This is a genomic window from Geomonas subterranea, from assembly GCF_019063845.1.
Lineage (GTDB): Bacteria > Desulfobacterota > Desulfuromonadia > Geobacterales > Geobacteraceae > Geomonas > Geomonas subterranea.
This window is the reverse complement of sequence record NZ_CP077683.1, coordinates 4958513-4977454: the sequence shown is the minus strand read 5'-3', so window position 1 is coordinate 4977454 and position 18942 is coordinate 4958513. Positions and strand designations below refer to the sequence as shown.

The window sequence follows — 18942 nt, the reverse complement described above, 5'->3', positions numbered from 1 at the left end:
AGGTCTACAAACCACAAAGAAAGCAATAAATACTATTAATGGAAAATGTTTTGACAGCTATCCACTAAGCTGATACGTATACCACCAGTTTTATGCCAGTTTTTTCAGAAAAAGATGCAACTGTCAATGTTCTTTTTTCGATGGGAGGGGTTCCTTGACCGGTAAGTTCCTCCGCAAATTATCGCTCGCCTCTTTATTGCTCCTGATCCCGCTGGCGCCGCTTCGCGCCATGGGAGTGGAGGGGGACGAGGTGACCCGCTCGCTCGGCCTCTCCGGGGAAGAGCCTGCGGGCGTCTCGCGCCTCCCCCGCCCCGCATCCCTCATTGCCGAAAACGTCACCGTGGTCACCGCCGAGGAGATCGCCCGGCTGAACGCGCATACCGTGGCGGACGTGCTGCAGACCGTTCCGGGTGTGCAGTTGGACCTTTTGCAGACTCCCGGCTCGATCCTGCTCTACAACGTGCTCGGCTCCTCCAACCGTCACATCCTGGTGCAGCTCGACGGCGTGCCCCAGAACTTCGTCGGCGGCGAAAACCTGGCCCACCTCGGCCTCATCCCGGCGCAGGTGGTCGAGCGGATCGAGATCATCAAGGGAGCTGCGTCCGCCGCCTGGGGCTCCGCCCTTGGGGGGGTGATCAACATCATCACCAAGTCGCCGGCGCCCGACCGGGGGGCCACCGGGCTCGCCTCGGCCTCCATCGGCACGGCGGCCACCAGCGACCTGCGGGGGGAGATCAGCGGCAGCAGAGACGCGTTCGGCTACTACCTTACCGCAGGGACCATACACTCCAACGGGCTCATCCCCGGCAACAACGTCGATTTCCGTCACGGTTTCGGCAAGCTCACCTACGACTTCGCCGGCGGCGCCAGGGCGACGCTGGGGCTCGACATCCGCCATGCCGACATGGGCCTGATGCGGTCGGTGAAGTACGACTTTTACGAAAACGGCGAGGTCCGCTACCTCAACGGCTATCTCTCGCTGCAGGTCCCGCTGGCCCAGCGCCTGACGCTCGAGGTGAACGGTCGCGGCGGAGTGCGTGAGAGCACCGACCGCAGGGGGGTCCTCTCCCAGGGGATCCTCTTTTTCACCCCGGAGGCGCGCGAGACACACCAGGGGTACACCGCCGACCTCACCTGGGGGGACGCCCAAAACGGCGTCAAGACCGGGGTGGAATATGAGAGGATCGAGGTGCGTCAGCGCGAGCCGCTGCAGCGCATACCCGGGAGCAACTCGGACCTTGGCCTCGACCGGCATTCCTTCTACGCCAACGGCACCTATACCATCGGGAGGTTCTCGCTGCTTCCCGGCGTGCGCGTCGACCACCTGAACCTTCTGGACGACCCGGTGAGCGCGACGCTGGGGGCGACCCTGCGCCTGGGGCAGGACACGCTCCTGCGCGGCTATGCCGCGCGCGGCTACAGCCTCCCCTTGATCAGCCGCTACGGCTCGCCGACCGGGGAGCTGGAGCACGAACTGCAGCAGGTCGGCACCGTGCAGGGGGGGGTGGAGACCACGGCCGTCCCGTACCTCTGGTTGAAGGGGATGCTGTTCCACACCAACGTCTGGAACATCCAGGAGTACGACTTCCAGGCGGGCCTGCTGTACAGGGACAAACAGCGCCGTCACGGCGTCGACCTCGAGCTGCGAACCTCACCCTGGCACGGCCTCTCCCTCAATGGCGCCTACACCTTCACCGACGCGCGCAACCGCGCCACCGGGGAGCAGCTGGAAGGAAGCCAAAGCGGTCCGCGCCACGCGGTGAAAGGGGCGCTCACCTACGACAACGACGAAGCCGGTCTCACCGCGGTCCTGACCGCGAACTACACCAACTGGAACCTCACCGCCCCGGGCGCCCGGTCCCAGGCGACCCTCTGGGATCTGCACCTGAACCAGAAGCTCCTGCCGGCCCGCGACAACTCGCCGGAACTCTTCTTCTCGCTGCGCAACATCTTCGACACCAAGCTCTACGAGTATGACTTCCGTCCAGCGGCACCGCGGTGGTTCGAAGTCGGGGGGAGGTTCCGGTTCTGATGCGCTCCCTCTTTCTTTGCATCCTGCTACTGTCCCTCGGGCTTCCAGTGGCGGCACGGGCAGCGGAGCTGCTGATCCTTCAGTCAAGCCGCAGCCCGGTCTACTCCGAGGCGTTGGGCGGTTTCCGTGCCGCCGCCAGGACCAACGAGCAGCCGCTGGTGCTCTCGGACTACGCCGAGGTGGACGTGCAGCGCCTGGTCAGGGAGGAGCGCCCGCGGCTGGTGGTCGCGGTCGGTGACAGGGCCCTCGCCGCCTGCCGCAAGATCAGGGAGGTCCCGGTGGTCTCCCTGCTTTCGCTGTCGCTGTCCCAAAAACCCCAGCCCGATCATATCGGGGGGGTGACCATGGTGGCCCCCCCGGGGCGCTACCTCGAGCTCTTCGCCCAGCTGGGCGCCAGGCGGGTCGGGGTCCTCTACGACCCGAAGCTCTCGGGCCTCTACCTGAAGAGGGCCGGCGCCGAAGCCGGCAACTACGGCGTGACCCTTGCCATGGAAGCGGTGCGCAACTCGCGCGACCTGCAGGCGAAACTGGAGAACCTCAAGGGAGAGGTGGACCTTTTGTGGCTTTTGCCGGACAGCACGGTGGTGACCACGGTGAACATGGAGGCTCTTTTGCTTTTTTCCATGACCCGGGGCATCCCGGCCGTCACCTTCACCGGCCAGTACCTCAAAAACGGGGCCGCCGCCGCGCTGGACATCGACCCGTACGACATGGGGGTGCAGGCGGGGGAGCTGGCCCAGTCCCTGCTGCGAGGCGCTTCAAGCCACAAGGTCCCCGTGCTGGAGCCGCGCAAGGTCCGGCTCCAGGTGAACGACAGCGTGCTGCGCAAGCTGGGCCTGCGGATACCGTGAGGCTGCGCCGCGCAGCAACACGGGCGCGGATGAAGCGGGAACAATAGCTGATCCAGGAGTTCGCCCCAAGTGTCCACCTCCTCCCCCCTGGGAGAGGAAAGCGGCGGAGGACCATCGGTAAAAAAAAAGAGGCCAGCCGGTTGACGGCTGGCCTCTTCGCGTTTCAGGTTGCCCCGGGAGCCCGCTTAGGCGAGCACCTCGTCGACCGGGGTGTAGACGAGGCCGAACGCCTCGGCGACGCCGCGGTAGGTGACCTCCCCGAGGGCGACGTTGATCCCCTCCCTGACCCCGGCGTTCTCGCGCGCCACGTCCCGCCAGCCGCGGTCCGCCAGCGCCACGGCGTAGGGGAGCGTGGCGTTGGTGAGGGCCGCCGTCGAGGTGAGCGGCACGGCGCCGGGCATGTTGGCCACGCAGTAGTGCAGCACCCCCTCCTCGAGGTAGGTCGGCTCACGGTGCGTGGTCGGGCGCGACGTCTCGAAGCACCCCCCCTGGTCGATGGCCACGTCCACGAGCACCGCCCCGGGCTTCATGGTCTTCAGCATGTCGCGGGTCACCAGCTTGGGCGCCTTGGCGCCGTGCACGAGGACCGCCCCGATCACCACGTCCGCCTCCTTGACCAGTTCGCGGATGGTGGCCGGAGAGGACATCACCGGGAAGCAGTTCCTGGGCATCACCTCGGAGAGGTGGCGCAGGCGCTCCAGGCTCATGTCGAGCAGATACACCTTCGCCCCCATGCCGCAGGCCATCTGCGCCGCGTGGGTGCCGACCACGCCGCCGCCGATGACCACGACGGTGGCAGGCGCCACGCCCGGGACCCCGCCCAGGAGAATGCCGCGCCCCCCCTGGGCCCGCTCGGCGTACTTGGCCGCCTGCTGCGCCGCCATGCGGCCGGCGACCTCGCTCATCGGGGTCAGAAGCGGCAGCGAGTTCCCCGGGCCGGTGATGGTCTCGTAGGCGACCGCGACACCCTTGCTCTTTATGAAGGCGCGGGTCAGCCCCTCGGCCGCGGCGAAGTGGAAGTAGGTGAAAACGATCTGCCCCTCGCGGATCAGGTCGTACTCGCTTGGCTGCGGTTCCTTCACGTGCATGACCATTCCGGCGCGCCGGTAGATCTCCGCGGGCGCGGCCACGATCTCGGCCCCGGCCCTGCGGTAGGCCTCGTCGTCGAAACCGCTGCCGGCCCCGGCGCCCCCCTCCACCAGCATGGTGTGCCCGTGGCTCACCATGACCTCGACCCCGGCGGGGGTCATGCTGACGCGATTCTCCTCCACCTTGATTTCCTTCAGAATTCCGACGATCATCTTCGCTTCCTTTCCCCTCTTTGATGGCTTTTCCCCGGACGGCCGGTACGATAGAGAGCATACCAAAAACCGGCCGGTTTTTTCTTGCGAATCGGTGGAAAAGAAGCTAGATTTTCGTAGAATACACGACTAAACGGGGACAAAGATGAAGAATATTGCGCCAGACGCCGTAGACAGGATTGATCGGGCCATCCTGACCGAGCTGCAAAAGGACGGCAGGCTCACCAACGTGCAGCTGGCCGAACTGGTGGGGCTCTCCGAATCGGCCTGCCTGCGGCGGGTGCGCATGCTGGAGCAAAGCGGCATCATCGACCGGTACGTGATGCTCGTGGACCAGGGGGCGATCGGCAAGCCCGGCACCGTCTTCGTGCGCGTCACCCTCGACGGGCAGCAGCGGGAGAAGCTCGCGAGCTTCGAGGAGGCCATCGGGACCGTCCCCGAGGTGATGGAGTGCTACCTCATGTCCGGCGACGTGGACTACCTGTTGCGCGTCATCGTCAAGGACACCGACGACTACCTGCGCCTGCACAACAAGCTGACCGGGCTCCCGGGCGTCTTGCGGGTGCAGTCCTCCTTCGCCCTGCGCACCGTGGTGAGCAAGACCTCCCTGCCGCTATAGCTACCAGACCGGAACGATCCTGCTGCGCTCCAGGAAGCTTCTCAATGCGTGCAGGTCTGAGAGGCGCAGCCCCACGAAGCTCAGTCCCATCCCCACCGGAAGCTCAGGCTTCTTCAGCGCCCCCGGCTCGTTGGTCCAGGCCACCCTCGCCTGGCAGCAGATCACCGTGTCGTAACGGGTGAGCCTGAACTTCAGGGTCAGCAGGGTGTCTACCGGACGGATCTCGCTGCTTTCGATGAAGAGCCCTCCGGGGCTCACGTTCACCGAGTAGTTGAGCACCAGCGTCTTCTGGTACGGTCCCTCGAATATGGCGATGCGGGCGTCGACCCGGTCGCTCTTCTTCCCCGCCACGTCATCGAAGCCCCTCTCACCGCTGCCGAACTCGTCAACCGGGTGCACCGTAGCGACCATCGTCTTGCCCTCCTTTGCGCATCGTTTCCTGCCATGTCCCGATCTTTACCCCCTTCGGGGACTCCTGTAAATCGGAACCCGGCCGTTTGTTCCGTCCGTGCTTCGACTACACGACGGAGCGGCTGCGGCTGCACCGGCATGTAGGAAAAAGACTACAGAAATATAGGAATAGACCCGATTCTTAAAACCGACGGGTTTTGCTATCAATGAGTCAGCCACGCGACCCCGACCTTTTGAACCGCCCGCAGGAGACGGCCATGCCCGAGCAAGCCCCCCAACAGCATCACCCCGGCGACGAGAGCCTGCTGCAACAGGTGGCGCTGGGGATCGGCTTCGGCCTGGGGGGCTTCCTGCTGAACTGGTTCAAACTCGACTTCTACTTCAACGTCGAGTTCATCTTCGGCTCCGTCCTCACCATGTTCGCGCTGATGCGGTTCGGACTGGTGACGGGGATGACAGCGACCGTCATCGCGGCGGGCTGCACGTGGCAGTTGTGGCACCACCCCTGGGCGATTGTCATCTTCTGCGCCGAGACCCTCTGCACATCCAGGCTTCGCATCGCCAGGGACCGCGACCCCGTCATCAACAACCTCGCCTACTGGTTCACCGGCGGCATCGGGCTCGTGCTCTTCTTCTACGTCGGGGTCATGGGATTTCCGCTGCTGGCCGCCACGGTCATGGGGCTGAAGCAGGGGATCAACGGCATCTTCAACACCCTGATCGCCTCCGCGCTCTACGGCGCTTACTGTTTCCACCACCAGCGCCCCGGCAGCCTGCCGAGCCTGCGCCAGTTGATCTTCGTCACCATATCGCTCTTTGTCACGATCCCGGCCCTGCTCTTTCTCTATCTCGACATCCGGCACACCCTGAACCAGGACCTGTCGCGGCACCAGGAATCGACGGTTAAAGTGGCAAGCGCGGCGCAGACCTGCGCCGGCTCCTGGCTCGACACCGGCCAGGGGATCGTCCGGTTCCTCGCCGCGTCGTACCCCGATTCGCTGCCGGAAGCGCGCCGGGACCTGGAGAAGATGCGCCGCTCCCTGAACTATTTCCAGCGCCTGGGCATCACCGACGCGCGCGGCATCACCGTCGCCTTCTCCCCCACGGAGGACGAGAGGGGGGGGGCCACCATCGGGCTCGACCTCTCTGGCCGCAGCTACCTCAAGCGCGTCGCCGCCCCACCCCATCATGAGGTGATGGAGTTGATCCACGGCCAGATCGGGAGGCCCGGACCGCGACTCGTCATGGCCGCGCCGGTCCCCGCCGGTGATGGGTTCCGTGGAGTCGTATTCGGGGTCGCCGACCTCGCCTCCCTCAGGGAGCTGCTGCGGAAACTGGTCAACGAGCACACCGCGCAGATCACCCTGGTCGACGAGCGGGGCCTCGTGGTCCTGAGCACCAAGGACCAGTTGCATCCCTTGCAGCGGTACGCCCTCCCCCCCGGCGGCACGATTTTGCCGGTAGCCGACGGCGTCGCGCACTGGATCCCCGGCCCGAAGCCGGGACTGAGCCCCTACAAGCGATGGCTTGCCTCCCTGTACCTGAAGGAGCTCCCCCTCGAGGGGCACCCCGGCTGGAAGCTCGTGGTGGAGTCGTCGCTGAAGGCCCCCCTCACCGCCCTCTCCGAGAAGATCAGCAGCGTCCTGGCAGGTATCGGCCTGTTGCTGGTGCTGCTGCTGTTCTGCTCGCGCCTCTTCGCCGGCAGGCTCGCCGCCGTGGTTTCCGATTTCGAGCGCTTGACCCGCGAGCTGCCGCAACAGGTTGCCGCCGGCGCCACCATCTCCTGGCCGACCCCCGCGACCAGCGAGTTGCGCGGCCTCACCGACAACGTGAAGGTGATGACCCGCGAGCTGCAGTTCTCCCACGCGGCTCTCAAGCAACTGAACCTCTGCCTGGAAGAGCGGGTGGAGGAACGCACGGCCCAGCTCAGGGAAAGCCGGGAGCTTCTGAACGCCATCATCCAAACCACTCCCGACCACATCTCGGTCAAGGACCGGCAGGGAAACTACCTTTTGATGAACAAGGCCGGGTTGAGCTTCCTCGGGCGGGAAACCCTGGGCAGGGGGGAAAGCGCCCTCTACCTTCCGGAGGAGCAGGCAGTCATCCAGGAGTACAACCGCCAGGTCTTCGACAGTGGCGCCATCGTGACGTTCGAACAGTCCAGGCGCGACTGCCGGGGCGAGACCCGAGTCTTCAACGTGGTCAAGGGGCCGGTCCGGAACGAGAAAGGGGAAGTGACCGGGATCTTCGCCATCTCGCGTGACATCACCGACCGCATCCAGATCGGGGAGCAGCTGGAGCAGGAGCGCTCGCTTTTGCGCACCATCATCAGCACCATCCCCGACCTGGTTACCCTGAAGGACGTGCACGGCGTGTACATGACGGTGAACCCCGCCTTCGAGCAGCTGGTCGGGGCGGGCGAGGCTCAGATCATCGGCAGGAACGACTACGAAATATGGCCCGCGGACGAGGCGGCCTTCTTCCACGGGTGCGACCGGGAGGTGCTCGCCGCAGGGAGACAGATCGCCTTCAAGAAGTGGCTCACCGACCGCGCCAACGGGCGCCGCATCTTCCTGGAGATCAAGAAGACTCCGATGTTGGACCGAAACGGCAGGCAGCTCGGCATCCTGGGGATCGCCCGTGACATCACCGTCCAGCACGAGGCGCACGAGGAGTTGAAAAGGCGGCTCGCCCTGCAGGAACGCCTGAAGATCATCGCCGACACCGCGCCCGGCATCCTCTTCGAGTACAAGCAGCACCGGGACGGCACCGGCTTCTTCCCCTACGTGAGCGCCTCCGTGTTCGAGCTCTGGGGTTTCGCGCCGGACGAGGTGGACGAAATCGGCTCCAGGGTCCTCGCGCTGATCCACCCGGAGGACCGCCCCGTCTTCACCAGGAGGATGTCCCGCCCCGGCAAAGAGGGGCAGCCGGTGGTCACCGAGTTCCGCCTCCTCTCTCCCAAGGGGGAGCTCTGGGTGAAGACCTCGGCGGTAGCCACCATCGACAGCGCAGGCGAAGTGGCGTGGTGCGGCTTCATCACCGATATCACGGCGAACAAGGAAGCCGAGCTGGTGCTGCGCGAAAGCGAGGGGAAACTAAGACGCGCGGTGGCGCAGAGAACGGCGGACCTGCGGCTGCTGGCGGAGCGGATCGAGAAGGTGGCGGAGCATGAGCGGGCGTGCGTGGCGCAGGAGATCCATGACGACTTGGGGCAACTGCTGGCCGCCCTCATGCTTGACATAGCCTGGTTCCAGAAGCGGATCCCGGCGGGAGACGAGACGTACGCCGCGAAGGTGAAGGCGGTGAACGAGCTTTTGAGCACCACCATCCAGTGCGCGCGCCGCATCACGCGGGACCTGCGGCCGCGCATGCTGGACGAGCTGGGGCTGGTCGCGGCGATGGAAGAGCAGCTCGAGCTGTACCGGCAGCGGCAGATCGAGTGCCGCTTGACGGTCCCGCAGCGCGACCTCGAGGTGGACCTCGAGCGTTCCAACTCCCTGTTCCGGATCTTCCAGGAAAGCATGACCAACGTCATGCGCCACTCCGGTGCCACGGCGGTCGACATCCTGCTCGACATCGGCAAGGAGATGATACTGCTCGAGGTGACCGACAACGGCTGCGGCATAAGCAGCGACAAAACCGCGAACCTGCACTCCCTCGGGCTCTTGGGGATAAAGGAACGGGCCCTGCGTTGGGGCGGAACGGCGACAATCACGGGAAATCCCGGCAAGGGAACCACGATACGGGTTGACATGCCCATGGAGAGGAGAAGGAGGAAGAGATGATACGGGTACTGCTGACGGACGATCACAAGATACTGCGCGAGGGGCTCAAGGGGCTTTTGCACGACACGGACGACATCAAGGTCGTCGGGGAGGCGGGGGACATCCAGGAGCTTTTCGCGCAGCTGGGCGCCGTCGAATGCGACGTCATCGTCCTCGACATCTCGCTGCCGGGCAGAAGCGGCCTCGACGCGCTGAAGCAGCTCAAGGCGGAGAAGGTGGAGACCCCGGTGCTGGTGCTCAGCATGCACCCGGAAGAGCAGTACGCCATCCGCGCCATACGCTCAGGGGCTGCCGGCTACCTGACCAAGGAGACCGCGTCCCAGGAGCTGGTGCACGCCATCCGCAAGGTGCATTCCGGCGGCAAATACCTGAGTTCCAACCTCGCCGAGGCCCTCTTCACCGAGCTCGCCAATCCGCGCGGCGCCGATCCGCACACCCTGCTGTCCGACCGGGAGTACCAGATCATGTGCATGATCGGCTCGGGGCTCACCCTGACCGGCATCGCCGACAAGCTTTCCCTGAGTGTCAAGACCATCAGCACCTACCGCAGCCGGCTCCTGCTGAAGATGGGGATGAAGAACAACGCCGAAGTGACCACCTACGTGGTGAAGAACGGGCTGCTCTGCGACAAGGGGTGATCGCGCCGGGGCGCGGGGGGACATCCCTCCGCGCCTTTCTTCCCGGCTCCCCCCCCCCCCTCCTTCCTCCTTCCTCCTTCCTCCTTCCTCCCCCCTCCTTCCTCCTTCCTCCTTCCTCCCCCCTCCTTCCTCCTTCCTCCTTCCTCCTTCCTCCTTCCTCCTTCCTCCTTCCTCCTTCCTCCTTCCTCCTTCCTCCTTCCTCCTGAGTCATGTTCCTCCTTCCGCCCTCCCCCCTCTTCCCCCTGGCGTAGGAAATCATCCTGCACGACAATCGTCTCGCGCTGGACATACCTGAAATTACAGCCGTGCTATTAGTGGATCATGGTCCACCCTCGCCGGGCAGCTCTCCCCGGGGGGAGAAGCGGCTCCAGAGCCATTGCCGGCTCCGACCGCGACTCTCATGGGGTTGACGTGGAGAACCTGTGACGTTCACAGAATCACAAAAGCACGTGCGGCAAGAAGCGTGGATTCCCCACCAGCAGATGCAGGCGGGACACCCCACCGGCACCCTCCAGCTGCTGCAGGCGGAGAACCAGCGCCTGCGGCAGGAGGTGGAGTTGCACCGCCAGTCGAGGAGCGAAGCCTGCGAACTGGCGATAGGACTGCTGGTGAACATCGCCAACGCGCGGGACCTGGAAACGGGGAGGCACGTCAAGCGGGTGCAGCGGTACGCGCTCCTCCTCGCCTCGGCCCTCACGAGCGATCCCCTCTATCCCCAAAGGTTGAGCCGGGGATGGATCCAGCGCCTGGCCAAGGTGGTCCCGCTGCACGATATCGGCAAGATCGGGATCCCCGACCGGATCCTCTTGAAGCCGGCCCCACTCGACCCTTTCGAGTACGAGGTGATGCAGCGCCACACCCGCATCGGCCACGACATCATCGCGGCGGTCAACGAAGACTGCAATCACAACGGCAACGCGGCCCAGCCGGAGCCGAGCGAGCTGTTCCAGATGGCCATGGACGTGGCGCTTTGGCACCACGAGCGCTGGGACGGCGCGGGGTACCCGGACGGCCTGGCCGGTGAGGCGATCCCTCTCGCCGCGCGCATCGTCTCGGTTGCCGACGTCTTCGACGCCCTCACCTCCACCCGCATCTACAAGGAGGCCGTGAGCGTGCCGCGAGCCGCGCAACACATCATCTCCCTGGCCGGCACCAAGTTCGACCCCGGTGTGGTCAGGGCGTTCGAGCGGCTAATACCGGAGTTCGAACTCATCTCCTGCAGCGGTGACGAGGCCCCCCTCCCCGGCTCCCAGGCCCCGGTCCTCTCCGCGAAGCCGCACGGCCACGAAGCCGCCACCCGTTGCCACCGGTCGAAGGCCACCGGGGCGACAAGCAAGGTCGTCCCGTTCATGCGAATCCAGGCGCAGGGGAGCCAGCCTCCCGCTGCACCGCAACAGGGCACAGCTCCCAAGGAGAACCCGATGCGCGCACTCATAGTTGATGATGATGAGCTGGACTGCAGGCTTTTGGAACGCGTACTGTCCCCATACTGTCAGGTGGAGTGCGTCAAAACAGGCGAGGAGGCGCTGGAGAAATTCGGCGCGGGGCTTGAGCAGGAGGCACCCTATGGTCTGGTCTGTCTCGACTACAGGCTTCCCGGCATGACCGGGGCGAAGACGGCGCAGATGATGCGCGACCTGGAGGGAAAGAACGAGAAGTTTCCCATGACCACCCTGTGCGCCGTGTCCGGTTCCCCGGAGGCAGCCGGAGAGTTCTACATGCACCTGGGCAACGACCCGCACTTCTTTTTGAACCAGAAGCCGTACAACCGCAGCAACTTGCTGAAGGCGATCAGTTTCGGCCTGAGGCGCTGGGGGGTGAAGAGCGAAGCAGGTTGCCACACCGGCGTTGGTTGCGGGTGCATCGAATGAGAAGGGTGGCGATGACGAAGAAGGCGGGGCTGTTCCTGCTGCTCTTCTGGGCTTCGTCCCCTCTCCAGGTCAGGGCGGCCTCGTCCCCCCAGGCCTCGGACAGCGCGCTGTCACGGGCCGAGGCCGCGGCCGATAAAAGCCGCCGGCTGCTCGGGCCCGACCATCCCCACCTGGCGGTCAGCCTGCACGACCTCGGCGAGTTGTACCTGCAGCGGCAGGAGTACGACCGGGCCGAGACGATGTTTCGGAGGGTGGTAGCGATCTACGAGGTGACGCTCGGTGCGAACCATCCGGAGGTGGCCCTGCGGCTAAACGACCTGGCCCGGCTGTACCAGATGAAGGGTGATTTCGCCAATTCGGAGCGGCACTACCTGGACGCGCTGGCCATCCTGGAGCAGGGCGCGGTGGGCGATCCTCAAGCCACGGTCATGATCCTCAACAACCTGGCCATCCTCTACAGCCTGAACGGATCCGTGTGGCAGGCGCAGGAGCTCTTTGAAGCCACACTGCGTCTTTGCGGGGAGTTCTCGAGCCGGCACGCGTCGATGTTCCGCATCACGCTTTACAACCTCTCCAGCCTTTACCGCTCCACGGGCCGCGACACCGCCGCTGCCGACCTGCTGCAGCAGGCGGCGGCGTTTTAGCTTTCGCCGAGGCGTCCCAAAGCCCCCTTCCCTGTTCCGGCCTGCCGGCACATGAGGCGAGAGCCTCAGCCGGTGCAATTCTTCCTAGCTCCGCAGCATGGGTGAACCAGGCCGCCGGTGGCAAACCGGGGGGCAAAACGTCCACGCGCAGGCACTCCCCCCCCCGGGAAACAGGGTCTGAAGTGATTATTTTTTTAAAATGCCCGCGTAACCAACACGTTGCCGTCTGTAAAAACGTCGCCGGAAACCTGTGCCACCACTGACACGAAACTGACTTTTTCTTTCATAAATATCCTCGTTGCGGTCATGGAATCTTCCCCTACTCTCTTCAGCAACTTAGACTACGACACCGCTGTAACAGTATACACTTTCAGTATCTCAAGGAGCTGGCTTAGTGATACCAGGATTGGCACCAACCAGTAAGCGTCGCGTCCCTATGCCAGAAAAATTAGTTTCTTATATGCCTAATTTTCTCATCTTTTTCTTGTTGACCAATTTTGTGCCAATAAGATATCTCAATATCCAGCTATAACAAAAACCGTGGTACACGATAATACTAAACCACCCGCGAGGGTGGGACGGAAAGCCTAAGGGTCTCACCGAGATAGCCGGGTCGCCGAAATATCACTCACGATATTCGCGCCCGGCTTTTTTGCGCGCAATTTCTGGGGAGATACCTTGACGTAACGCCAACCTGGACCACATATCCGCAGCGTCCCTGCGGAGCCAAAGCCCTGATACACGACAATGCTAAACCACCCGCGAGGGTGGGACGGAAAGCCTAAGGGTCTCACTGAGACAGCCGGGTCGCCGAAATATCTTCACGATGTTCGCGCCCGGCTTTTTTCGTGCCCGGACTTCACCGTGTCTCACCATACCGCAGTCTTTACCACGCTTTCCGGAGTTACAGCCTGAGCCCCCGCCACCTGGTAGCGGCAGGCAATCGAAAAGGAGGAAACGCCACTCCGGATCCCGAAGCAGTATGAGGAAAAATCGCAGTCTCTCAAACAAACACAAAAGGTTTTTTACAACCAAAGGAGCTCGCATGACTCAAAAGAATCAAGGAAGGTTGCTGGTGCTGTTTGTCTTCGCACTGTCCCTGCTGTCCTTTCAGCTCTGGCGCAACGAGGCGCAGGCACAGTCGTCCTACTATACGACCATGGGGTGCGTGAACTGCCATACCACGACCGCCACCTGCAACGGCTGTCACGCCCACGGCACCCATGCCACGAGCACGAAAAACACCATCAACGTGAGCGGCACCACCAACAAGACCTCCTATGCTCCCGGTGAAACCGTGTCCGTCACCATAGCCGGCGGTTACCGCACCGGCTGGGTCCGCGCCGTCCTGCTCGACCAAAGCGGCACCCAGCTCGCCATCTCCACCGGCACAGCAAGCGGCATGGGAAGCTCCACCACCCTCCCCGCGATCCTGACCGCACCGGCCCCCACGGCGGCCGGCACCTACACCTGGCAGGTGGGGTGGTATGGCAACCAGTACGACATATCTTCGGCCGCCTTCGGCAGCTGGACGCCCGACGCCAACAACCCCAACCACGGCTACGAGATGGTCAGCACCAACTCCTTCACCGTCGCAGCGGCGCCCGCCGCCGACACCACCGCGCCGGTCGTCGGCAGCTTCACGCTTCCGGCCACCGCGACCACCCTGGCCGTGCCGGTCTCCGCCTTCACCGCCACCGACAACGTCGCCGTCACCGGTTACCTGGTAACCACCAGCTCCGCGGTTCCGTCCGCCTCCGCTGCGGGATGGAGCGCCACCGCGCCCGCAAGCGTCACCGCCGTCGAGGGGAGCAACACCTTCTACGCCTGGGCCAAGGACGCCGCCGGCAACGTCTCCGCAGCGAAGAGCGCCACCGTGACCGTGACCCTCCCCGACACCACCGCACCGGTCGTCGGTAGCTTCACCCTGCCGGCCACCGCGACCACCCTGACCGTCCCGGTCTCCGCCTTCACCGCTACCGACAACGTCGCCGTCACCGGCTACCTGGTCACCACCAGCTCCGCGGCTCCGTCCGCCTCCGCCGCGGGATGGAGCGCCACCGCTCCGGCCAGCGTCACCGCCGTCGCCGGGAGCAACACCTTTTACGCCTGGGCCAAAGACGCCGCCGGCAACGTCTCCGCAGCGAGGAGCGCCACCGTCACCGTCACCCTCCCCGACACCACCGCTCCGGTGGTGGGGACCTTCACCCTGCCGGCCACCGCAACCAGCCTGACCGTTCCGGTTTCCGCATTCACCGCCACCGACAACGTCGCCGTCACCGGCTACCTGGTCACCACCAGCTCCGCAGCTCCGTCCGCCTCCGCAGCCGGGTGGAGCGCCACCGCTCCGGCCAGCGTCACCGCCGTCGCCGGGAGCAACACCTTCTACGCCTGGGCCAAAGACGCCGCCGGCAACGTCTCCGCGGCGAAGAGCGCCACCGTCACCGTCACCCTCCCCGACACCACCGCTCCGGTCGTCGGTAGCTTCGCCCTGCCGGCCACCGCGACCACCCTTACCGTCCCGGTATCCGCCTTCACGGCGAGCGACAACGTCGCCGTCACCGGCTACCTGATCAGCACCGGCTCCGCCGCGCCGTCCGCCTCCGCCATCGGCTGGAGCATGGCCCCCCCGGCGGTGGTCACCGCGGTCGAGGGTAACAACACGTTCTACGCATTCGCCAAGGACGCGGCAGGAAACGTATCGGCCGGCAAGAGCGCGACGGTCACCGTGACCATCCCCGCCCCGACCGCCGACACCACCAACCCGACCCTGGTCGTCTCGACCCTGGCCGATGGTTCCTACACCAACAAGGTGACCCTCAACATCAGCGGCAGCGCGACCGACGCCGGTGGGCTGCAGTCGCTCACCATCAATGGCCAGGCGGTCGCCGTCAACCCCGACGGCTCCTTCAGCGCCGCCGTCACGCTGGTGGCCGGCGCCAACGTGATCACGGTGGTGGCAGCGGACCAGGCCGGCAACGCCCAGAGCGACGTCCGCACCATCACCTTCGACCCGACCGCGCCGGTGCTCTCCATCACCGCCCCCGGCGACAACAGCGACTCCGCCCAGTCCTTCACCACCGTGACCGGAACCGTCGACGAAAGCTCCACCGTCACCGTGACCGACAACGGCGGCAACCAGACCTCGGCCGCCATCAGCGGCAACACCTTCAGCGCGACCGTGAACCTCGTGGCCGGCGTCAACACCATCACCATCACCGCGACCGACCTGGCCGGCAACGTCACCAGCGCCAAGCGTACCGTGACCTACACCCCGACCGGGGCCCTCACCATGGCGGTCACCTACCCGGCGCAGGACATCACCACCAGCAAGAGCAGCATCGTCCTCACCGGCACCGTCGCCGACACGGTCGGCAAGGCCACCGTCCTGGTGAAGATGAGCGGCCGCACCTACAAGCCCAGGGTCGACAGCACCGGCCTCTTCAAGCAGCAGCTCAGGTTCCTGAAAAACGGCACGTACGTGATCACCGTGACCGCCACCGACGCCGCCGGCAACAGCAGCACGGTCACCCGTAACGTGATCTACCGCAAGGCGACGCTCAGCGAACTCCGTCTCAAGCGCAAGGAGCGCTACGACGACTAACCAGGCGATGTAAGCCATGCATCAAAAGAGGCCACCTCCGAAAGAGGTGGCCTCTTTTGCCGTGGAATGTGAAATGAAAAAAGGGGGTTCAGCCTCTACGGCTGATTGCCCAATCCAGACGCAAGGCATGGTTCGGGCAGATAACCGGTTGAGGAAGCGCAGTAATCCTACGTCGGCGGGATGTGGAAATCGACGTGCATTGCCCCTAGCAGTTGGTATGACGCAGGCAACGGGGGGACAGTGGCATGAAAAGCACCAATCATGGTATAAGCTCTCATGACTTGTCCCCCTCCAGCAACAGATCGTCTCCGCACGACGCAGACCGCCGTCTCGTTTGCCCTCCCCCTTCTCATTGCTGCGGCCCTGCTTCTGCTGGCGCGCGAGCCGGAGCTTCGCCTGTCGGTGCCGCTGATGACCGGCCTCACCGCTGTCATTATGGCCCTGCTGGCCTTGATCCTGTACCGCGGAGAACGGCATCCCTTTTCCTGGTGCCCGGCGCTGATCCTGGGTGTGGCGCTCGCCCTGCGGCTTTTATTCCTCTTTGCGCCGGCGCAACTCTCCGATGACATCTACCGCTACCTGTGGGACGGCGGCAACCTTTTGCGCGGCGTGAACCCTTACACGGCAGCCCCTGCCGCCATGACGCCGCCTGACGGGCTGAAGGCCGTCCATGCCGCGATCAATCACCCGGAATACGTGACCATTTACCCTCCCGCAGCGCAGGTGCTCTTCGCTGCCGGCTCGGCCATTGGGGGAACGGTCACCGGACTCAAGACTTTCCTAGTGCTTGTGGACCTGGTGCTGTGCGGCTTGCTGATACTGCTGCTGAGAAGATTGCAGATGCCGGTCTGGCGAGCGGTGCTGTACGCATGGAACCCGCTGCCAGTACTGGAGATCGCGGGCTCCGGGCACGTCGACGGGGGAGGGATGGCACTGTTTCTGACCGCTTTTTTGTTGCTGCTTACCTGCGGGGGGAAGCGGACAGGCGCAGCCTGCTCCGGGGCCGTTTTCGCCGCGGCGGCGCTCGTGAAACTCTTCCCCCTGGTACTGGGGCCGGTGCTCTTCCTGATCGCCCCGCGTCCCCGCCGCCTTCACTTCCTGGCCGGGTTCTGCTGCGGCCTGGCGCTGCTTTCGATCCCGTTTCTGCCGGATCTCATCAGGATACGTGAGAGCCTCGGGGCCTACGCGCGGAATTGGGAATTCGCCGGGTTCGCTTTCAACACCTTGCGCGGCGCCACCGGGTCCGGCAGCTTCGCGCGCCTCGCGCTGGTGGCGGTTCTGCTGCTCTTCGTTGCCGCGCTGACCTCGCGCGTGCCCGGTTTGCCGAACGCGCCCAACGACGCTGCTTCGGCCAAACAGGGAAGACACGCGCTTAGGGCCTGCTACGCCATCACCATGGCACTTTTGCTCACCACCCCCACCCTGCAGCCGTGGTACGCCCTGATGCTTGCGGCGCTGCTCCCCTTTGCGGCTGGCCCGGCCGGCATCGTGCTCTGCTGGACAGTGCTGCTCACCTACCGGGTGCAGATCCCGTACTTCATCCTGGGACAGTGGATCGAGAGTCCGCCGGTGACGGCGGCGGTGTTCCTGGCGCCGGCAGCGGCGTGGCTGGCGAGCGTCCTAAGTCGACGTCTTGGTGAGAAGAGCGGGATCAGTGCGCCCTGCGGGAATTGAGCGACTCGCCCAGATCCTTGGCAACTGTCAGCGCGAAACCGAGCGGGAAGAGGAGAAACATGGGGATGGCGATGAAGGTCTCCCGCCGCCAGGCGAAGGCTATCGGAAGCAGGCAGTAGAGAAACAACGCGCAGTTCAGGAACAGGTAAGCGAGGTTTTTCTGCCGGTAGACAAGCGCGAGCCCGGGGATGCGGTCCCGCCCGAGCACCCCAAACTTCGGGGTGCGCTCGAACTCGCCGCCGGATTTGAACATCCCCTTTAGCACCGAAAGGGATAAGCTCGGCGCCAGCCCGACTGTAAGGGCCGGAAGCAGCATAAGCTCTCTCCACTGCACCGCCCCGCTTCTTTGCGCATAGAGCAGGAAGTAGCTCAGTATGGCGCCGCTGGTGGCGAGGAAAAGCGGCAGGTCGACGCGCAGCACCTGGTGCAGCCCGATCCCCACACGCCAGGTGACGGCCGGGTACAGGGTAAGCATGACCACCAGTCCCAGGAGCCAGTAAATGTTGGCGGTCAGGTGCGCCGCAGCCTCCAGCTTCACCGCCAGGGGAAGCTTTTCCTGCAAAAGCCGGGGCAGGATCTTCCGTGCGGTCTGGATCGACCCCTTGGCCCAGCGCTGCTGCTGGCTGCGCAGCGCCCCCATGGTGACCGGGAGTTCGGAGGGGACCCGGCACTCGTCACGGTACACGAAGCGCCATCCTGCCAACTGCGCCCGATAGCTCAGATCGAGATCCTCGGTAACCGTGTCGGATTGCCAGCCGCCGGCGGATTCAATGGCGCTCCTGCGCCAGACGCCGGCGGTGCCGTTGAAGTTGAAGAAGAGTCCCTTTTGGTAGCGCACCTGGTGTTCGATGGCGAAGTGCGGCCCCAGCAGCAGGGACTGCACTCCGGTGAACCAGGAGTGCTCCGCGTTGCAAAAACTCCAGCGGGCCTGCACCATCCCCACCTGCTCCTCCCGAAACCAGGGCATGATGCTTACGAGGAAGTCCGGGGGCGGGATGAAGTCGGCATCGAAGACGGCGACGAACTCTCCGCGCGCGGCGACAAGCCCCTGCGCCAGTGCTCCCGCCTTGTAACCGGCGCGATGGGAGCGCCGCAGCACGCCGATATCCACCCCTTTTTGGCACCACCGGGCCACCCGCTCCTCGACGATGGCGGCGGTGTCGTCGCTGGAATCGTCCAGCACCTGGATCTCCAGCCGCCCGGCGGGCCACTGAAGCGCAGCGGCGGCATCGATGAGGCGCCCGGCGACGAAGCGCTCGTTGTAAAGGGGAAGCTGGACAGTGACGGAGGGGAACTCTTCCGGGGAAGCGAACGGGGGCGGAGCGGGAGCGGGGTGCACGGAATCAAAGCAGAGGCTTTTCAGCAGCCAAAGGCGGTGCGCCCCATACAGGCACAGGCCGAGCAGGGCGCAAAAGTGCAAAGCTGTGAGAAACGGGATCAGTACTGCCGACATCAAGTTGCCACCTTTCAGGGTTCTTCCGGCTCGGGACAGCTGCAGGGAATACCGAGCGG

The 18942-nt window shown here is 64.7% G+C and carries 12 protein-coding genes and 2 riboswitches; of the genes, 9 read left to right on the top strand and 3 right to left on the bottom strand.

Going from position 1 to position 18942, the window contains the following annotated elements; translation table 11 throughout:
- The first annotated feature begins 154 nt into the window (after positions 1–154).
- Together KP001_RS21740 and KP001_RS21735 are read left to right on the top strand one after the other, a co-directional pair.
- Entirely contained in the window at positions 155–2032 is a 1878-nt protein-coding gene (locus KP001_RS21740; RefSeq protein ID WP_239027853.1) for a TonB-dependent receptor plug domain-containing protein, read from the top strand.
- Positions 2032–2883 carry an ABC transporter substrate-binding protein gene (locus tag KP001_RS21735; protein WP_217287553.1) on the top strand — a complete coding sequence of 284 codons (852 nt, stop codon included), beginning with the start codon at positions 2032–2034 and terminating at the stop codon, positions 2881–2883. The genes KP001_RS21740 and KP001_RS21735 overlap by 1 nt, the downstream gene beginning before the upstream one ends.
- A 185-nt stretch (positions 2884–3068) precedes the next feature.
- Here KP001_RS21735 and ald read toward each other — a convergent pair whose 3' ends face one another.
- On the bottom strand, positions 3069–4184 hold the full coding sequence (gene ald / locus KP001_RS21730; protein WP_217287552.1) for an alanine dehydrogenase: 1116 nt from the start codon (positions 4182–4184) through the stop codon (positions 3069–3071).
- Between the two features lie 145 nt (positions 4185–4329).
- On the opposite strand from ald, the gene KP001_RS21725 reads away from it, so the two are divergent.
- Positions 4330–4803 carry an Lrp/AsnC family transcriptional regulator gene (locus KP001_RS21725; RefSeq protein WP_217287551.1) on the top strand — a complete coding sequence of 158 codons (474 nt, stop codon included), beginning with the start codon at positions 4330–4332 and terminating at the stop codon, positions 4801–4803.
- Here KP001_RS21725 and KP001_RS21720 read toward each other — a convergent pair whose 3' ends face one another.
- Positions 4804–5214 (bottom strand): PilZ domain-containing protein, encoded by a 411-nt coding sequence (locus tag KP001_RS21720; RefSeq protein WP_217287550.1) that lies wholly within the window; start codon positions 5212–5214, stop codon positions 4804–4806. It lies immediately after the preceding gene.
- A gap of 257 nt (positions 5215–5471) precedes the next feature.
- On the opposite strand from KP001_RS21720, the gene KP001_RS21715 reads away from it, so the two are divergent.
- The 6 genes from KP001_RS21715 (at position 5472) to KP001_RS21690 (ending at position 17430) form a co-directional block, all read left to right on the top strand.
- On the top strand, positions 5472–8999 hold the full coding sequence (locus KP001_RS21715) for a sensor histidine kinase (RefSeq protein ID WP_217287549.1): 3528 nt from the start codon (positions 5472–5474) through the stop codon (positions 8997–8999).
- Positions 8996–9637, top strand: a complete 642-nt coding sequence (locus tag KP001_RS21710; RefSeq protein ID WP_217287548.1) for a response regulator — start codon at positions 8996–8998, stop codon at positions 9635–9637. Before KP001_RS21715 ends, KP001_RS21710 begins: the two co-directional genes overlap by 4 nt.
- Before the next feature lie 422 nt (positions 9638–10059).
- Complete coding sequence (locus KP001_RS21705) at positions 10060–11508, top strand: response regulator (RefSeq protein ID WP_217287547.1); 1449 nt, start codon at positions 10060–10062, stop codon at positions 11506–11508.
- Positions 11509–11519: 11 nt separating this feature from the next.
- Complete coding sequence (locus KP001_RS21700) at positions 11520–12152, top strand: tetratricopeptide repeat protein (protein ID WP_217287546.1); 633 nt, start codon at positions 11520–11522, stop codon at positions 12150–12152.
- A 545-nt stretch (positions 12153–12697) separates the two neighbouring features.
- Positions 12698–12773, top strand: a riboswitch (cyclic di-GMP riboswitch).
- A 118-nt stretch (positions 12774–12891) separates the two neighbouring features.
- Positions 12892–12967: riboswitch (cyclic di-GMP riboswitch) on the top strand.
- Positions 12968–13197: 230 nt separating this feature from the next.
- Entirely contained in the window at positions 13198–15756 is a 2559-nt protein-coding gene (locus KP001_RS21695) for an Ig-like domain-containing protein (protein WP_217287545.1), read from the top strand.
- A gap of 276 nt (positions 15757–16032) precedes the next feature.
- Positions 16033–17430 (top strand): MptA/MptB family glycosyltransferase, encoded by a 1398-nt coding sequence (locus tag KP001_RS21690; protein WP_217287544.1) that lies wholly within the window; start codon positions 16033–16035, stop codon positions 17428–17430.
- Here KP001_RS21690 and KP001_RS21685 read toward each other — a convergent pair.
- A complete protein-coding gene (locus KP001_RS21685; protein ID WP_217287543.1) occupies positions 17408–18883 on the bottom strand; it encodes a glycosyltransferase in 1476 nt (491 codons plus the stop codon). The genes KP001_RS21690 and KP001_RS21685 overlap by 23 nt on opposite strands.
- Positions 18884–18942: the final 59 nt, after the last annotated feature.